We start from the raw sequence: 17,578 nt of genomic DNA, 5'->3' as shown, positions 1-17,578 counted from the left end.
AAATGAGGATGAAGCGAATAATGTTTAATCGAGGGTTATGGTATCGAGAGTGGCGTAATATGAGATGGATGCTTCTAGGCGTAGCGATATTGTTTTTTCTGGGGATTGCTTTAGGGCTCGTTTCAGATGCAGAACGGTGGCAAAGTCAAAAGGATTTTTACGAATCTAGTGACTTTATAAAACAACAAAAAGAAAACCCGGAATTTAAAACTTCTGATGAAGAAATGAAAACGAGTTTGACAGTAGCTTATTTAGCTATTCCGATGTATACAAATTTTGTGCAAGAAGAATATGTTGAGTACATGCCTTTTATGTTTTATTTTCAATTAGAGATGTTTTTTACTTTAATTAAAGCAAGTGTGTTTATTCTTGGGGTGTTAGCGGTTATCTTTGAGCGATATACTCGGGCAAATCGATTTACGGCATCTTTGCCATATAAGCGGACGCATATTATTGGCGTTAAAATGATTATGGGGATAGCTACGATTACGCTTAGTTATCTTGTGTCTATTGGAATTGGTTTAACTTACTTTTTCAGGCATATACCAACAGAGTATATACAGTTAGAAATGGCGAAATTTTGGACAGATATTGTGGGTGGTTTATTTACTTATATTCTTATCTTTTTAGTCGCTATTTTAATTGGACTACTAATTGGATCGCCTATTGCAGCTGCTGTGGTGGCGTTTGGTGTAATGTTACTACCAAATGTGTTGAATCCAACTTTGGATAATCTATATAAATATATTTGGCCACACGGAGGAGAAGCTGGTATGACTAATCTCCTTAGATTTGAGGACTATGTGAACGTCTTTTCTCCATTTTCTTTTGAATCGGCCTCGCTCGGAGCGGTTATTTTTAGCGGGGTGTTAAGCGTTTGTATGGTCCTTGCTATTTTAGTTCTATACAAAAAACAACATATCGAGCGTAATGGTTATTTATTTGCTTTTTCTTGGGTGAAATGGCCGTTTCTTATCTTGTTCTCACTGTTTATTGGTATGGCAACAGCTAATCTAGCGGTGGCTGATACAGAATTAAGTTTTATTGGTTATCTTTCGTGGGGAATCGGGGCGACGATTGCTAGTTTTGCTTTAGCACTTTACATTTTAAACAAAATGCGCGGACTTTTCCAAATGTCTAAAACGAATTAAAAAAATAGCTTTTTTATAGTAGGTAAGTCCGGTATAATAGAGGGTAGAATAAGTGAGGGAGGATTTAGCATTGACCACAGAAATGAATAAACCGCCAGTAGCTGATTTAAAGGCTAGTTTAACAAAGCGGAATTTGCAATACGTAATGGAAGTTGAAAAGCATTTGCGAGGAACTCATTACGATGAAGAGCAACAAGAAATCATTATTTACGAAATGTGTGAAAAGATTTTAGCCGAACAGAAAAAAGGCATAACAGCGCGAAAATTATTTAATTTAACACCAACAGAATATGTTGTTTCTTTAGATGTAAAAGCTGCACCAGTTGAGCAAAATACAGACAAATGGTGGCTTGTACTTGACGGCGGACTCCTTGTACTTGGAGCGATGATGCTGATTTCTGGAATTAGTGCTTATTTCCAAAAAAATGCACAAACTTTAGGAATTATTGTCTTAGTAATCACTGCTGTTGTCGGTGGTTTTGCAATGCTTATCTTACGTAAATACGCATCTAATATGCGTGCAGGCCAAAAAGGTGGAACGATAAAATACTTACTAGTAGCAGTTGGAGTCATTGCGGTATGGATGTTTGTAATGACAATTGTTCAAGTGACAATTCCTCCAAATATCAATGTAGCGTTAAGTCCGATTGTTAACACAGTTGGTGGTGCAATTATTATTGCCCTACGTTTCTATGTGAAGAAAAAGAAAAATATTCCATCCTTATAAGAAGATGGACACGGACAGGTGACCTAAATTGCATATTGCGAGGTGGTCACCTGTTTTTATTTCCCGGGAAATACTGATACAGATGAGGTGAATAAATTTATGTTTTCGTATGAAGTGATTAGGCAATTTACAGAGACAGAACACCATTTATACCGTTACATAATGGACAATCGGGACAAAGTTATGTTTATGAGAGTGCGCGAACTTTCGGAAGTAACGCATGTTTCGCCAGCTTCCATCGTTCGTTTTACTAGAAAATTGGGCTGTGAGGGCTTCTCGGAATTTAAAGTGAAGCTAAAACAAGAAGCGACACGCGAGGTAAAGAAAAAAACAGCAGATACAGTGGAAGTTTTAGAGGAATTCTTTGAACGGACAATGAATCGAGATTACGATCATGTACTAGACGCGGCGGCGGAAATTATTAATGAAGCCGATTTAGTCGTTTTTTTCGGAATCGGAACCTCAGGAATTTTAGCAGAATATGGCAGTCGTTTTTTCTCCAATATGAAGAAGCGAACTTTTTATATTAAAGATCCATTTTATCCTAACCCGGGAGAGCAATTTAAAAATAAAGCAGTGATGATTATATTATCTGTGTCTGGTGAGACGGACCAGGTTCTTGAACAGGCGCAAAATATGCAGCAATATGGCAGTCGGATTATTAGTATCACCAATACAAGCCATAATACGCTTGCCGAGCTATCTGATGTCAATATCCCGTATTACGTCACGCAAGAAATGGTTGATAAGACGAATATTACGACGCAAATTCCGGTGTTGTTTTTACTAGAAGCGATGGCGAAGAAAAATTATAATCAAGAACAGCTAGAATAATAAAAAGCGTGTAGATTTTGTCGTCTACACGCTTTTTTATTAGCTTATTTTCTTGTATACGTGAACAAACTCAGTGACAACTTCTCTTAATGTTTCTGTTGTGATGAGTAAGTCTTCTGCATGAATTAGCAATAACTGAATTTCCACTTTTTCACCGGAAGCTTCTTTTTGGATTAGCTTATGATGCTCGTGGTGACCGTTTGCGAGAGTTTCGCTGCCTTCTTGTAGTTTTGCTTCCGCTTCCTCGAAATTGCCTTCACGAGCCGCACGAAGCCCTTCTAAGTAACTGCTTCTCGCAGAACCAACTTGACTAATCATGCCAAAAATTACTGTTTCCATTTCATTCATGTCTATTTTCCTCCTGTAAAAAGTGATACACTGCGCCGAGTAGGCCAGCTTGATTTTTATGTGTTGCTGTTTCGATAATCGTGTCACGCAGCCCAAAGCTCGCCATATGATGCTTTAGCTCCGTGATAAAAGTAGGGCGACTTGTAATTCCGCCGCCAATAAAGATATGCGTTGGATCGAACAGGTAAATTAAATTATAAAGTCCCGTACAAATTCCGGTATAAAACTCATTAATAAGACGTTCTGAGATAGGATCATGCGCATCATAATTTGCAAAAATCTCTTCTCCAGTAATTTCTTTCAACGGTCGTCCGGTTAGCTGGGCATATTGTCTGCGAAGAACGAGCATAGTAGTAGTTTCATTTAATGTATATTTTCCAGGACGAAAAGCACCTGGGCGTTCACTAAACATATAACCAAATTCACCAGCCCGGAAACGACCACCACGAACTAATGCGCCATTAGAAAAAATGCCGCCACCAATCCCAGTTCCGATAGTTAAACAAAGAAAATCATCCAAATCTTGTCCTTTTCCAAGCCATTTTTCAGCAAGTAGGGCGCAGTTGGCGTCATTTTCGATGGCAACAGGAAGACCGGTTTCCGCTTCGAGCCATTCTTTCAAATTAAAGTTATCAAATCTGCGGATAGCGCCGCCCATTGTGATGAGTCCGGTTTTTGGGTTGACGTAGCCGGGTGCGCTAACGGCAATCCCTGTCACGTCCGTATTTTCAGCAAGAAACAGCTTCATTTCTGCTAAAATCTGGTCACCATCACTAGCGATTATTTCGGCTGATTTTGTTAATATAATTTCACCATGCGGCAAAACGACCCCCATTTTAAGGGCCGTTCCACCAATATCAAATGCTGCAATTTTCATTTTGTCACATCCTATTGTTCCGTTGAGGCTGTTGCATTTTTATCCATTGCAGCATCACTCGCGGCAATTTTGTTAGATACAAGTACGAATGGTAGATAAATGACTGTTGCGACGGCTAGACAGAGTAAGCCGACCAGAAGCGCGAGCCAGTTTCCTCCTGTACCAAGGAATGGAATCAGTGGTCCTGGAGTTGTCCAAGGCACTTGATAGGCGACAGGTGGAATAAGTTTTGTTGAGATAAAGAAGTAACCAATTAATGTATTGATTGCTGGTGTAATGATGAAAGGAATAACCATAATTGGGTTTAATACGATTGGTAAACCGAAAATAACAGGTTCATTGATGTTGAAAATCCCTGGTGCAAGAGAAAGTTTCGCAATATCGCGGTAGTCTGCACGACGAGAAGCAATGAAGATGGCGATTAATAAACCTAATGTCATACCAGATCCACCATAGTTTGCAAATCCGTCATTTAAACCAGCCCATGTTGCAGGGTATGGAGCTCCCCAAGCAGAGCCGTGTTGTGCTACGTAAGATAAGTTATCTAAGTTTGGTTCAGTGAAGATGGTGTCACGAATAGCCGCAACTGTGTTAGGTCCGTGAATACCAAGAACCCAAAGTAAGTTAGAAACAAGTCCAATGATAATTACAGAGAATACGTTAGTTCCCATGTCTTTAAGTGGCGCTTGAATAACTGTGTAAACAAGGTCATTTAAACCTTCAGGAGCGATTAAAGTGATTAAGTAGTTAATTACAGAGAAAAGAATCGTGATGATAATAACTGGAATTAATACTTTAAAAGAACGAGCAACTGCTGGTGGTACTTGGTCAGGCATTTTAATCATTAAACGAGGGGATCTAGCTAGACGACTAAATACTTCCCCAGTAATAATCGCTACGATAATAGCAACGAAAAGCCCTTGTGCACCTAAGAATTTGATTGTCATGTAAGATGCGTTGTCAACAACTGTATAAGGCGTATAGACGATAAAGAATGCACCTATCGAGGTAAGCCCACAGAGCAAATCATCCTGTTTAAAGAAGATGGCGAGATTCCGTGCGACTAAGAATACAATCAGAATCGCCATAATATTGGTAGAACCTTGCATTACCGGCGAAAATACAGCCTGTGCATCGGCTAAATTAGGGAAGATTTTCCCTAGGAATAAAATTTTTGCAATAAAGCCATCTGGTGATAACACTGCAAAGTTAATCAAAGTGATAATTGAACCGGCCATAATTAATGGGAAAACTAAAATAAATGCATCACGAATTGCTGCAATATGGCGTTGTGAGTTCAATTTATTCGCTACTGGTACTAAAACACGTTCCATGCCGTGTTCGAATTTTGACATTATACTCATTTTAAAACCTCCCTATTTTTAAATGAAAATTCCTTACCCAATCTCCGCGAAAGCTTTTTCAAGAACGGCTTTCCCATTTAACATACCATAATCTTTCATATCAATTACAATAACCGGAATACGTCCCTGTACGAGTTCGTCTACTTGCGGTTTTTGGTAACGGACTTGAGGTCCAAGCATAACAATATCCATTTTATCTACCACGCTGCTAGCTTCTGATACTGGCAATGCTTCAATTTCAATTTCTTCCCCAATAGAGGTTGCGTGCGCTTTCATTTTAGTTACGAGTAAACTTGTCGACATTCCGGCCGCACATACAAGTAATATTTTTTTCATTAAAATTTCCCTCCCAAAATGGTTGAAACAGAGAGAGAACAAGGCTTATTTGCCCTGTTCTTCTACTAAATTAGCTCCGTTTGCTTCGATTGTCTTTTTATACCAGTAAAAACTGTCTTTTTTATAGCGTTTCAATTCTTTTTCATCGTTTTCGTCGCGGTCAACATATACGAAACCGTAACGTTTTTGGTAGCCGTTTAGCCAGCTTAGTAAATCTGTGAAGCTCCAAGTGCAGTAACCTAGCATTTCTACACCGTCAGTGATTGCTTCTTGGATTGCTAGAGCATGGGCGCGAATGTATTCAATCCGGTACTCATCATGGATTTTGTGGTCTTCCGTCAAGCTATCATACTCACCAAGACCATTTTCTGTAATCATGATTGGTAATTTATAGCGGTTAGTAATTCTACGTAAGCCAATGCGCAAGCCAGTTGGATCAATGTCCCAGTCCCAATTCGTTTTTTCTAAGTATGGATTATTGGTGTTTTTGTATAACCCCGGTACACCAGTTTCCTCGGAAGTGCCTTTTTCGCCAGTTGTATTCATTTTCCCAGAACCAACGCCGTCTTTCCCATTAAATGCATGAGTCATTGAGCGGTAATAGTTAACTCCCATGAAATCAGGTTTCCCTTTTTTCAGAAGTTCGGTATCGCCTGGTAAGATTTCCGGTGCAAGACCGTGCTCTTCCAGCCAGTTCCAAGTAGCGGTAGGATATTCACCCCATGTGTAAACATCCATCCAGAAATGGGCATTGAATTCTTCGGAGTTTTCAGAAGCTAACACGTTCGCGGGATTAGCATCAATAGAATAACTTGGTCCGTAAGCGAAACTTGGTCCAATTTTTCCAGAAATACCTAGCTCGCGGAATTTAGCAATTGCAGAAGCATTCGCCAAGTTCGCATTGTGATTTGCCGCAAACATACGCTTGTCGTCAGAAACACCAGGTGGGTGATACGCTAATTTATAACCGTGTGAGATAAATACGTTTTGTTCATTAAGTGTTACCCAGTATTTAACTCGGCCGTTAAAGCGTTCAAATAGAAGGGCGGAGTAGTTAGTGAAATCTTCAATAACTTGGCGCGACTCCCATCCACCATATTCGTCTTGCAGCCCTTGCGGAATATCCCAGTGGTAAAGTGTAACAACTGGCTCAATTCCATAAGAAAGAAGTTCATCAATCAAATTATCATAGAATTTTAGTCCAGCTTCATTAACTTCCCCGTTACCATGCGGAATAACGCGACTCCATGCGACAGAGAAACGATATGCTTTCAGGCCCTGTTCAGCCATTAGCGCGACATCTTCTTTATAACGATGATAATTATCCACCGCTACGTCTCCGTTTGTTTCTTTGAATGTTGTTCCAGGAATACGAACAAATTCATCCCATACAGATGGTCCTTTGCCATCTTCATCCCAGGCACCTTCTACTTGGTACGCTGCAGAAGCTGATCCCCATAGAAAATCTTTTGGGAAAGGTTTCAACTTATTATGTTCCATTATGGCACCTCCAAAAATTATGTGCGATTAGTCTGTTTTTTGTTTTGCTTGCCTTATTAATGTAAACGGTTTCGACTAATTGGTAAATAGATTTTGATGCTTTGGGTTCGTGTTTCATATCAATGGTATAAGTTTCTGAGTTGAAACGCTGTGTTTCGTGCATGTGATTGGGAGAACAATTGACATTTGAGGCAGCATCCCTTATTCTATATGTATTAATGAAAAGAGGTGAGATGACATGTTTCTTTTGAATGCGCGAACTAGTATAGCTAAATTTTTGTATATTGTCCGTGCAATTTTTTCCGGTATTGCAGTTACATTGGTGAAGTCTGCCCAAAAAACTGTATAACTAGAAAAAATGAGAGAAGCATGGAGTCACGCAATCGGTTTGTATAGTGCTAAATTAGTATTATACTTATAATTGGCGTCGGGCGCTTGTCTGACGCTTTTTTGTTGTCTGAAAAAATGTTTCACGTGAAACATTTTGCCATGCTTCCTTGGATAAATGGAGGATAAAATGACAATAGTAGCAATGAATGATGTAGTTAAAAGTTTTACCGGAGATATTATTTTAGAGAAAGTATCTCTTCAATTAGAGGAAGGCGAGCGTGTCGGTTTAATTGGTCGTAATGGCGAAGGGAAAAGTACTATTTTGAAGATTTTAAAAGGAACTGAGGGCGTTGATAGCGGGATTGTAACCAGCAAAAAGGGTGCGAAAATTGGGCTGTTAGAGCAATTGTCGACGGTGGATCCTAATATAATAGTAGAACAATATTTACGAACTAGTTTTGGTGAGTTAGAGGATTTGGAAAAAGAATTACGAGCATTAGAAGAAGAAATGGCAACAAATTCAAGCGAAAAATTAATGAACCGCTACGGAGATAAAATGGCTTTGTTTGGTGAGCTTGGTGGATATGAAATGGACGCTAACTTGAGCAAGGTGGTCAACGGACTTGGTATTGGGGCGTTACTGCCTCAAAAATGGGGCGATTTAAGTGGCGGTGAGAAAACAAAAGCAGCATTAGCCCATTTATTATTACAGAAAACGGACTTGTTACTTTTGGATGAGCCAACAAACCATTTGGATTTAATGGCAGTAGAGTGGTTGACGACATTTTTACAACATTATGCTGGAACTGTGTTGGTAGTTTCCCATGATCGCTACTTTTTAGATGAAGTAGTTCAGAAAATGGTAGAGCTCGAGAACCGCGAGTTAATCGTTTATCATACGAATTTTTCCGGATATTTAAAAGAACGGGAAGAACGACTATTACGCGAATTCCAAGACTATAAAGATCAACAAAAGAAAATCAAAAAAATGCAGCAAGCCATAAAAAGGTTGCGCCAGTGGGCTATGCAAGCCAATCCGCCGAACGACGCCATGTTTCGCCGGGCAAAAAATATGGAACGAGCATTAGAACGGATGGAAAAAGTGAAGCGCCCTGTATTAACACAAAAACAAATGCAATTACAATTTGACGAAGCTAGCAGAAGTGGACAAGATGTAGTTGTGATGGAGAATTTAAATAAATCTTTCGGCGAAAAAGAAATTGTGCAGGATGTTTCTTTACAAATTAGACAAGGCGAGCGAGTGGTAATTATTGGTGAAAATGGTGCAGGAAAATCCACTTTATTAAAAATAATAGAAGGAAAAGTGGAGCCGGATAGCGGAATGGTGAAAGTCGGAGCAAGTGTGAAAATTGCCTCGCTGTCACAACAAATGGAAGAGTTGAATGAAGAAATGACAGTGCTTGAAGCGTTTCGAGATAAGGTGGCAGTGACAGAGGGAGAAGCAAGGCAAATGCTAGCAGGTTTTATGTTTTACGGGGAGATGGTTTTCCGAAAAGTCGCGAATATTAGCGGCGGCGAGCGGATGCGACTTAGATTAGCTCAATTTATTAATATGCCTGTGAATACACTTATTCTTGATGAACCGACCAACCACTTGGATATTGCATCTCGTGAAGTGTTGGAAGAAGCAATCCGGACTTTTACCGGGACAATTATTACTGTGTCACATGATCGTTATTTTATTGATCAGCTCTGTTCTAAAGTAATTTGGCTCGAAAATAAGCAATTAACAGTGTATGAAGGTAATTATAGCTATGCCATTAGTAAACGAGGATAATCGCCTTGCTGGAAATCACTCTCCAAATAAATTAGAATGAAGAAAAGAGGTGATGGTATGGAGATAACAGTTGTAAAAGGCGATATTACAGAACAAAATGTGGATGTCATTGTGAACGCTGCTAATCCGGGACTTCTAGGTGGTGGCGGAGTGGATGGTGCTATCCATCAAGCAGCCGGTCCAGATTTATTAAAAGAATGCCAAGAAATTATTAATCGCATTGGTTCTTGTCCAGCGGGTGAGGCAGTAATCACTTCTGCAGGTGATTTAAAAGCGCGATATATCATTCATGCAGTGGGACCGATTTGGAAAGATGGTGAGCACCAAGAAGCTAACAAATTAGCATCTTGTTACTGGAAAGCATTGGATTTAGCGGCCGGAAAAGACTTAACTTCGATTGCTTTTCCTAATATTTCTACAGGTGTATATGGTTTTCCTAAAAAACTAGCGGCAGAAGTAGCGCTTTATACCGTTCGCAAATGGGCGGAAGAAGAGTATGACTCAAGTATAAAAGAAGTACGCTTTGTTTGTTTTGACGAAGAAAATCTAACATTATACAACAAATTAATAAACAGTGAAGTCGTTTAAGATAACATTCTTAGACGGCTTTTTAAAATGTTTCACGTGAAACATTTTTTACTATATTTTCTGAATAAAACAACAACGGAAAACCTTCTTGACATAGCCCCTAGCTTCTTGTAACATCATATTCAATAACTAAAAATATACATTGGCTATTTCAGCATGATTATAGAAGACAAGTCGCATGATGTGGATATTTTCCACCATTTTTTCTTTATACAAATAAAGAGAAGATGATGCGTTTTTTCTATATAAAAAAAGCTAGTACCAATAAAAAAGGAGTGTTTGCGACCCATGTGGGAAACAAAATTTGCAAAAGAAGGCTTAACATTTGATGATGTTTTACTTGTTCCAGCGAAATCGGACGTATTACCAAATGATGTAGATTTAAGTGTAGAAATGGCTCCATCACTCAAATTAAATGTACCAATTTGGAGTGCCGGAATGGACACGATTACGGAAGCTAAAATGGCGATTGCAATTGCGCGCCAAGGCGGAATCGGTGTTGTTCATAAAAATATGAGTATTGAACAACAAGCAGAAGAAATCGAGAAAGTTAAACGCTCCGAAAGCGGCGTTATTATTGATCCATTTTATCTGACTCCAGACCACCAAGTTTTTGCTGCAGAGCATTTGATGGGTAAATATCGTATCTCAGGTGTTCCAATCGTCAATAACGAGAAGGAGCGCAAACTAGTTGGGATTTTAACCAACCGTGATTTACGTTTTATTTCAGACTACTCTACAGTAATTAAAGATGTTATGACCAAAGAAAACCTAGTGACAGCACCAGTTGGAACTACTTTAAAACAAGCTGAGCAGATTTTGCAAAAACACCGCATCGAGAAATTACCACTTGTTGACGAGGCGGGCATCCTAAAAGGTCTCATCACTATTAAAGATATTGAAAAAGTAATTGAATTCCCGAACTCTGCCAAAGACAAACATGGCAGACTCCTTGCAGCAGCTGCTGTTGGGATTACAAATGATACTTTTGTTCGTGTTGAAAAATTAATCGAAGCTGGTGTAGATGCGATTGTAATTGATACTGCGCACGGACATTCAGCAGGCGTTATTAATAAAATATCTGAAATCCGTCAAACTTTTAAAGATGTAGTAATTGTTGCCGGAAACGTTGCAACAGCTGAAGGAGCACGTGCTCTATTTGAAGTTGGCGTGGATATTGTTAAAGTTGGTATTGGTCCTGGTTCGATCTGTACGACACGTGTTGTTGCAGGTGTTGGGGTACCACAAATCACAGCTATTTATGATTGCGCGACTGTTGCACGCGAATTTGGTAAAACGATTATCGCTGATGGCGGTATTAAATACTCTGGCGACATCGTAAAAGCGTTGGCTGCTGGAGGAAATGCAGTTATGCTAGGAAGTATGCTCGCTGGAACAGATGAAAGTCCTGGTGAAACAGAAATTTTCCAAGGTCGTCAATTCAAAACTTATCGTGGTATGGGTAGTTTGGCAGCTATGGAGCACGGTTCTAAAGATCGTTATTTCCAAGCTGATGCAAAAAAACTTGTTCCTGAAGGTATCGAAGGTCGCGTTCCTTACAAAGGTTCCGTGGCAGATATTATCTTCCAATTAGTTGGCGGTATTCGTTCAGGTATGGGCTACACTGGCTCACCTGATTTAAGACATCTTCGTGAAGAGGCGGCGTTCGTTCGTATGACTGGTGCCGGACTACGCGAGAGTCACCCACATGATATTCAAATTACAAAAGAAGCACCGAACTATAGCATTTCTTAAGGTCGAAAAAGCAGAAATCTCTTCCAAAAGAGGTTTCTGCTTTTTAATTTCTTCTATAAAATAAGAAAACCCCCAGAAAAAACGAATTTCCTCAAAAAGCTTCAATTAAGTTCTTAAAACCGCTATACTGTTTCTATAGAGGAGGCGTGAAAAAAGATAATGATAGAACAAGCAAGAGCTATTTTACAGCAAAATTTTGGTTATCAAGACTTTCGAGATGGACAGATAGATGTTATATCGAAACTTTCAGCTGGTGAAGATACGCTCGCAATCATGCCAACAGGCGGCGGGAAGTCACTTTGTTACCAAATACCAGCACTTCTTTTTGACGGTTTAACCATTGTCGTTTCTCCGCTAATTTCACTTATGAAGGATCAAGTAGATGCGCTAGTCTCAGATGGCATTGCAGCTACTTTTATTAATAGTACACTTACTAATAGAGAAATAGATATTCGGTTAGATGCTGCGTTTTCTGGGGAGCTAAAGATGCTTTATATTGCTCCAGAACGAATTGAAACGCCAGGTTTTCAGCGATTAATCGAGCAAGTGCCTATTGCGTTATTTGCAATTGATGAAGCGCACTGTATCTCTCAGTGGGGTCATGACTTTAGACCAAGTTATCTGAGTCTTTGCGATAGTTTAGATAAAATGGCTCGGCGTCCGCTTGTTATCGCGCTTACTGCTACAGCAACTCAAGCTGTTTCAGACGATATTTGCCGTCTTTTAAAAATAAAACCAAATTCTGTTATCAAAACTGGATTTTCCAGAGATAATTTAGCATTTCAAGTAGTAAAAGGTCAGGATAAAGACAAGTATTTAATTGATTATTTAACGAAAAATTCGACGGAATCAGGTATTATTTATGCGTCTACACGTAAAGAAGTAGAGCGGATACACAGTTTCTTGCTTAAAAAAGGCGTGGAATCTGGTATGTATCACGGCGGAATGACTGATATAGCTCGAAAAGATTGGCAGGAGAAGTTTCTATATGATGATATTCGTGTAATTGTAGCAACGAATGCTTTTGGAATGGGCATTAACAAATCCAATGTGCGCTTTGTCATTCATTATAATATTCCCCGCAATATCGAGGCATACTATCAAGAAGCAGGTAGGGCTGGTCGAGACGGCGTTCCAAGCGATTGTATTCTGCTCTTTTCTCCGCAAGATAGTCGTATTCAACAGTTTTTAATTGAGCAATCCGAAATGGATGATGAACGTAAACAAAATGAATTCGCTAAGTTACGCCAAATGACGGGTTATGGTTATACAGAAATTTGTTTGCAGAAGTATATCGTTCAGTATTTTGGTGACGACGAGGAAAACTGCGGGAAGTGTAGCAATTGTTTAGATACGCGAGAGGCAACAGACATTACAATTTTAGCGCAACAAGTTTTTTCGTGTATAAAAAGAATGGGTGAACGCTTCGGAAAAGTATTAATTGCCAAGGTTCTAACAGGTTCTGCTGACCAGAAAGTGAAAGACTGGCGATTTGAAGAACTTAGCACCTATGGATTAATGAAAGATGCATCACAAAAAGATGTGTTGCAACTAATCGATTACCTTACAGCGGAAAAATATTTACAGCCTACAGATAGTCAATTTCCTTCGCTTAAACTTACTGATCGAGCAATATCTGTACTACGAGGCGAGCTAAAGGTAGAGCGTAAACAAGCAAAACGTGCCGAAAAAGTTAAAATGGATGTAAGTAGTGATCTTTTCGAAAAATTACGAGAGGTCAGACGCGAACTAGCAGCGAAACACAAAGTACCGCCTTATATCATTTTTTCAGACGAAACCTTACGTGAAATGTGTGCGTATATGCCACAAACGGAAGTTGCGCTGCTTGAAGTTAAAGGGATTGGTGCGATGAAACGTGATAAATATGGTGCTGAATTCTTGGCAGTATTGCAACAAGAGGCAGCAAAATAAGATAGAAGAGAGGGTTTGACAGATGACAAAAACACTAGTGCTGGCAGAGAAACCGTCTGTCGGTAAAGATATAGGCCGCGTGCTCGGGGCTAAGCAAGGAAAAAATGGCTATTTAGAAGGCGGAAAATACGTAGTAACATGGGCGTTAGGACACTTAGTAACACTGGCCGATCCAGAACGCTACGACCCAAAATACAAGAATTGGAATATGGAAGACTTACCAATGCTTCCAGAAAAAATGAAACTAGAACCAATTAAACAAACAAGAAAACAATATGAAACAGTTAAAAAATTGATGAACCGTACTGATATAACTACCATTGTTATTGGAACAGATGCAGGGCGAGAAGGAGAACTAGTAGCTCGCTGGATTATTGATTATGCGAAAATCAAAAAACCTCTAAAAAGATTATGGATTTCCTCCGTAACAGATAAGGCGATACGAGAAGGATTTGAACATTTAAAACCAGGAAATGCTTACGAAAACCTGTATCATTCTGCTGTGGCGCGCTCTGAGGCTGACTGGGTAGTGGGGATTAATGCTACACGCGCGTTAACAACCAAATACAATGCACAACTATCCTGTGGTCGCGTGCAAACACCCACGCTTGCAATGATTCAGCATCGTGAAGAAGAAATACGTAACTTTAAACCGCGAGAATACTACAGAATTACCGCGTTAACAGAGCAAGAAAGTTTCACGTGGAACAATGGACAAACTTTTGATAAGGATTTAGCTGAAAAACTAGTAAAATCTTTACAAGGCGAAACGGCGTTAATTACAGACGTTGCTATGAAAGAAAAGAAAACTTTTTCACCCGGGCTATATGATTTAACCGAATTGCAACGTGATGCCAATAATAGATATGATTTTTCAGCGAAAGAAACGCTTAATATTATGCAAACCTTGTACGAACGGCATAAGGTATTAACTTATCCGCGAACTGATTCACGCTTTATTTCAACTGATATTGTCCCTACTCTAAAAGAGCGTTTAGAAGCTTGTGGTGTGGGCGAAAATGCCAAAGCTGCCCGCCAAATCAGTGGTAAACCAATTAAAGCAAATAAATCGTTTGTAGATAACAGCAAAGTAAGTGACCATCACGCCATTATTCCGACCGAGCAGCCCGTTTCACTCGGAGATTTAAGCGATAAAGAACGGAAAATTTATGATTTGGTAGTCAAACGTTTTTTAGCAGTACTTTCGGATCCATATATTTATGAAGAAACCTCTGTAAAAGCAAAAATCGGTCAAGAAGACTTCACTTTAAAAGGTAAGGTTGTTAAGTCCTTAGGCTGGAAAAGTATATACGGTGAGGCGCGTGAACCCGATCAACTGACTAAAATGAAAAAAGGCGACAAAATTCCTGTTAAGCGTGTAAATTTAGAAACAGGAAAAACAAAGCCGCCAGCAAGATTTAATGAAGCAACTTTACTGTCAGCAATGGAAAATCCGTCAAAATATATGGAAACAACGAGTAAAGCACTGGCCAAGACTCTTGGCGAAACAGGTGGTCTTGGAACAGTTGCTACACGAGCAGACATCATCGAAAAACTTTTCAATAGTTTTGCCATAGAAAAACAAGGCAAGGAAATTCACATTACATCTAAAGGACGGCAATTACTCGAATTAGTTCCAGAAGATTTAAAATCCTCTGAACTAACTGCGCGATGGGAGCAAAAGCTATCCAAAATCGCAAAAGGAGAATTAGATTATCGTAAATTTACTGCGGAAATGCGGGATTATGCTAAAAAAGCAGTAACAGAAATAAAGCAAAACGATAAAAAATTCCGTCATGATAACATTACATCACAAAAATGTCCGGATTGCGGCAAGCCAATGCTAAAAGTGAAAGGTAAGCGCGGAACGATGCTCGTTTGTCAGGACCGTGAATGTGGTCATCGTGAATCAGTTTCAAGAACGACCAATGCGCGCTGTCCAAACTGCCATAAACGTATGGAAATGCGCGGTGAAGGGGATAAACAGATTTTTGTATGTGTTTGCGGACATCGTGAAAAGCTAACTGCCTTCCAAGAGCGCCGCAATAAACAGAAAAACAAAAATGTATCCAAAACAGACGTGGCCAAGTTTATGAAAAAACAAAAAGAGCAAGATGATGAACCTTTTAACAACCCAATGGCCGAAGCATTAGCAAAATTAAAGCTAGATAAATAAGCGCAAACAAAGCGACCCACTCATATCGAGTGGGTCGCTTTGTTTGACATAGTCTGCTGTATACGAAACAATAAAATGGCAATCAATATTAAAAAGGAGATGTTTCACGTGAAACATAATCAATTAATAATAGAAACAGATATTCCAGCCAAAATGCGAGATGGGGTGACTCTCTACGCAGATATATATCGTCCAGCCGATGAAGGAAAATACCCAGTTTTGCTTACAAGATTACCTTATAGCAAATCATATGGGCTCCATTTTCTCCGTCCTAATATTTTGGCAGAGCAAGGTTATATTGTGATAGTTCAAGATGTTCGTGGTAGATACACATCAGAAGGCGAATTTGTACCTTACATAGCAGAAGTAGATGATGGATATGACACAATTGAATGGGCAGCAACTTTGCCTTATTCTAATGGGGATGTCGGAATGTTCGGGTTGTCGTACTATGGTTATACGCAAATATTGGCTGCGATAAGCGGTAATAAGCATCTAAAAACTATTGCTCCAATTATGGCGCAAAATAGTATGACTGACGTGTTTAACGACCATGACGGTGCGCTCGAGCTTGGTATGTGGGAAACGTGGAATTTAGAATCAATGCTTCCAAACATGCTGACTCGCAAATACAGTACACGTGAAGAGCAAGAACAAGCAGCAAATACATTAATGAAAAACCTAGATAATCTCGAATCATTATATAAATTTAAACCATACAAAGACTGGCCAGCAATTGGGCGGGAAGAAATGCCTTACTTTTCAGAGTTACTTAATTATGAACCAACCCACAATCACTGGCAAAAAATCGATGCGAAAAGCAATTACGATAAAATCAATATTCCAGGGCTTCATGTGGCCGGTTGGTACGACTGCTTTTTAGATAAAACAATCGCTAATTTCCAAAATGGTCACAGCCGTAAGCTTGGAGATAAATTAGTCATCGGACCATGGACTCATGCCAATTTTGCACAAATGATTGGAGATAGAGACTTTGGCATAGCTGCTACTAAATGGGGCGAGGCAAGTATGCATGCAAGACATATAGAATGGTTTAATCACTGGCTGAAACAAGAGCCACTACCTGAAATGGCGGCAGTTAATTATTTTGTTATGGGCTTAAACGATTGGAAAACAGCTGAAACTTGGCCACCCGAAAATACAGCTATGACACCACTTTATTTTAAAACAGGCACAGTAAGCGCAGAATTCACTCCGCCAACCAAAGAGTCAAAAGCGAAATTCAGTTATGACCCGGAAAATCCGGTGCCTTCAAACGGCGGAGGAACTTTACACAAAGAGCTACATGCGGATGGTCCCAGAGATCAGCAACACCTAGAGTTGCGCAACGATATTCTTTGTTATTCAACTGCTCCACTTGAAGAGTCGCTAGAAATTACAGGACCAATCCAAGTAAAACTATGGGCGAAAACAGATGCGCCAAACACTGATTTCACCGCTAAATTAGTCGATGTTTTCCCGGATGGGACAGCCTTTAACCTAGCAGACGGCATTATCCGGGCTAACAAACAACACGGCGATAATGTGCAAAACAAAATTAATGAATATACAATTGATTTATGGGCAACAAGTAATCTTTTTGAAAAAGGGCACCAAATTCGCGTTGAAATTTCTTCAAGCAACTTCCCTAGATTCGATCCAAACCCAAATACGGGCGGTAGTTTTATTAATTCAACCGAAAGCCAAATTGCGAGCCAAACGATTTATCATAGTCCTGAATTTCCGTCACATATTCTTCTGCCAATCGTTCGCTAGAAAATTTGGTTTTTGGGCGAAAAGTTTTATATACGGCACTACTAAATCATGGTAAAATATGAAAGTATCCGTCAAAAAAATGAAAC

At 39.5% G+C, this 17,578-nt stretch carries 15 protein-coding genes; 9 read left to right on the top strand and 6 right to left on the bottom strand.

Annotation, left to right across the window (positions count from 1 at the left end; all coding sequences use genetic code 11):
* Positions 1-20: 20 nt before the first annotated feature.
* The 3 genes from PQQ29_RS14045 (at position 21) to PQQ29_RS14035 (ending at position 2,712) form a co-directional block, all read left to right on the top strand.
* Positions 21-1,151, top strand: a complete 1,131-nt coding sequence (locus tag PQQ29_RS14045; protein ID WP_185550858.1) for an ABC transporter permease subunit — start codon at positions 21-23, stop codon at positions 1,149-1,151.
* Positions 1,152-1,233: 82 nt separating this feature from the next.
* A complete protein-coding gene (locus tag PQQ29_RS14040; RefSeq protein ID WP_033533809.1) occupies positions 1,234-1,878 on the top strand; it encodes a DUF1129 domain-containing protein in 645 nt (214 codons plus the stop codon).
* A gap of 99 nt (positions 1,879-1,977) precedes the next feature.
* Positions 1,978-2,712 (top strand): MurR/RpiR family transcriptional regulator, encoded by a 735-nt coding sequence (locus PQQ29_RS14035; protein ID WP_010991441.1) that lies wholly within the window; start codon positions 1,978-1,980, stop codon positions 2,710-2,712.
* Positions 2,713-2,751: 39 nt separating this feature from the next.
* Here the strand turns inward: PQQ29_RS14035 and PQQ29_RS14030 are convergent, their stop codons facing one another.
* From PQQ29_RS14030 to PQQ29_RS14005, 6 genes are read right to left on the bottom strand one after another with little or no spacing between them, the layout of a single operon-like run.
* The gene (locus PQQ29_RS14030; RefSeq protein WP_003725346.1) at positions 2,752-3,060 is read right to left on the bottom strand and encodes a PTS sugar transporter subunit IIA; all 309 of its coding nucleotides are present in this window, start codon (positions 3,058-3,060) and stop codon (positions 2,752-2,754) included.
* Positions 3,053-3,937 (bottom strand): beta-glucoside kinase, encoded by an 885-nt coding sequence (gene bglK, locus PQQ29_RS14025; protein ID WP_010991440.1) that lies wholly within the window; start codon positions 3,935-3,937, stop codon positions 3,053-3,055. The genes PQQ29_RS14030 and bglK overlap by 8 nt, the downstream gene beginning before the upstream one ends.
* Before the next feature lie 11 nt (positions 3,938-3,948).
* Positions 3,949-5,301, bottom strand: a complete 1,353-nt coding sequence (locus PQQ29_RS14020) for a PTS sugar transporter subunit IIC (RefSeq protein ID WP_003725316.1) — start codon at positions 5,299-5,301, stop codon at positions 3,949-3,951.
* 33 nt (positions 5,302-5,334) lie between these two features.
* Positions 5,335-5,637: a PTS sugar transporter subunit IIB gene (locus PQQ29_RS14015; protein WP_003725315.1), complete on the bottom strand. Its 303-nt coding sequence runs from the start codon at positions 5,635-5,637 to the stop codon at positions 5,335-5,337.
* Positions 5,638-5,682: 45 nt separating this feature from the next.
* Entirely contained in the window at positions 5,683-7,137 is a 1,455-nt protein-coding gene (locus PQQ29_RS14010; protein ID WP_003772804.1) for a glycoside hydrolase family 1 protein, read from the bottom strand.
* Positions 7,127-7,474 carry a hypothetical protein gene (locus PQQ29_RS14005; protein WP_077904842.1) on the bottom strand — a complete coding sequence of 116 codons (348 nt, stop codon included), beginning with the start codon at positions 7,472-7,474 and terminating at the stop codon, positions 7,127-7,129. The genes PQQ29_RS14010 and PQQ29_RS14005 overlap by 11 nt, the downstream gene beginning before the upstream one ends.
* Before the next feature lie 180 nt (positions 7,475-7,654).
* On the opposite strand from PQQ29_RS14005, the gene abc-f reads away from it, so the two are divergent.
* The 6 genes from abc-f to PQQ29_RS13975 all read left to right on the top strand — a co-directional run bounded on the left by abc-f (position 7,655) and on the right by PQQ29_RS13975 (position 17,492).
* A complete protein-coding gene (gene abc-f / locus PQQ29_RS14000; protein ID WP_187983813.1) occupies positions 7,655-9,265 on the top strand; it encodes a ribosomal protection-like ABC-F family protein in 1,611 nt (536 codons plus the stop codon).
* A gap of 57 nt (positions 9,266-9,322) precedes the next feature.
* On the top strand, positions 9,323-9,853 hold the full coding sequence (locus PQQ29_RS13995) for an ADP-ribose-binding protein (protein ID WP_045553782.1): 531 nt from the start codon (positions 9,323-9,325) through the stop codon (positions 9,851-9,853).
* A gap of 288 nt (positions 9,854-10,141) precedes the next feature.
* Positions 10,142-11,608: an IMP dehydrogenase gene (gene guaB / locus PQQ29_RS13990; RefSeq protein ID WP_003722118.1), complete on the top strand. Its 1,467-nt coding sequence runs from the start codon at positions 10,142-10,144 to the stop codon at positions 11,606-11,608.
* 159 nt (positions 11,609-11,767) lie between these two features.
* Positions 11,768-13,540, top strand: a complete 1,773-nt coding sequence (recQ, locus tag PQQ29_RS13985) for a DNA helicase RecQ (protein WP_187983814.1) — start codon at positions 11,768-11,770, stop codon at positions 13,538-13,540.
* Between the two features lie 22 nt (positions 13,541-13,562).
* Complete coding sequence (locus PQQ29_RS13980; protein WP_187997222.1) at positions 13,563-15,716, top strand: DNA topoisomerase III; 2,154 nt, start codon at positions 13,563-13,565, stop codon at positions 15,714-15,716.
* A gap of 108 nt (positions 15,717-15,824) precedes the next feature.
* Positions 15,825-17,492, top strand: coding sequence for a CocE/NonD family hydrolase (locus PQQ29_RS13975; protein ID WP_187983816.1), 1,668 nt, complete (start codon positions 15,825-15,827; stop codon positions 17,490-17,492).
* Positions 17,493-17,578: the final 86 nt, after the last annotated feature.

Source organism: Listeria innocua, assembly GCF_028596125.1.
Taxonomy (GTDB): Bacteria; Bacillota; Bacilli; order Lactobacillales; family Listeriaceae; genus Listeria; species Listeria innocua.
The sequence above is the reverse complement of the archived record's forward strand: the minus strand, read 5'-3'. Positions and strand labels throughout refer to the sequence as shown.

Bases quoted from the DNA above. Each gene is read 5' to 3' on its own strand.
- PQQ29_RS14045 (WP_185550858.1), top strand. From the start codon at position 21: ATGTTTAATCGAGGGTTATGGTATCGAGAGTGGCGTAATATGAGATGG.
- PQQ29_RS14040 (WP_033533809.1), top strand. From the start codon at position 1,234: ATGAATAAACCGCCAGTAGCTGATTTAAAGGCTAGTTTAACAAAGCGG.
- PQQ29_RS14035 (WP_010991441.1), top strand. From the start codon at position 1,978: ATGTTTTCGTATGAAGTGATTAGGCAATTTACAGAGACAGAACACCAT.
- PQQ29_RS14030 (WP_003725346.1), bottom strand. From the start codon at position 3,060: ATGAATGAAATGGAAACAGTAATTTTTGGCATGATTAGTCAAGTTGGT.
- bglK (WP_010991440.1), bottom strand. From the start codon at position 3,937: ATGAAAATTGCAGCATTTGATATTGGTGGAACGGCCCTTAAAATGGGG.
- PQQ29_RS14020 (WP_003725316.1), bottom strand. From the start codon at position 5,301: ATGAGTATAATGTCAAAATTCGAACACGGCATGGAACGTGTTTTAGTA.
- PQQ29_RS14015 (WP_003725315.1), bottom strand. From the start codon at position 5,637: ATGAAAAAAATATTACTTGTATGTGCGGCCGGAATGTCGACAAGTTTA.
- PQQ29_RS14010 (WP_003772804.1), bottom strand. From the start codon at position 7,137: ATGGAACATAATAAGTTGAAACCTTTCCCAAAAGATTTTCTATGGGGA.
- abc-f (WP_187983813.1), top strand. From the start codon at position 7,655: ATGACAATAGTAGCAATGAATGATGTAGTTAAAAGTTTTACCGGAGAT.
- PQQ29_RS13995 (WP_045553782.1), top strand. From the start codon at position 9,323: ATGGAGATAACAGTTGTAAAAGGCGATATTACAGAACAAAATGTGGAT.
- guaB (WP_003722118.1), top strand. From the start codon at position 10,142: ATGTGGGAAACAAAATTTGCAAAAGAAGGCTTAACATTTGATGATGTT.
- recQ (WP_187983814.1), top strand. From the start codon at position 11,768: ATGATAGAACAAGCAAGAGCTATTTTACAGCAAAATTTTGGTTATCAA.
- PQQ29_RS13980 (WP_187997222.1), top strand. From the start codon at position 13,563: ATGACAAAAACACTAGTGCTGGCAGAGAAACCGTCTGTCGGTAAAGAT.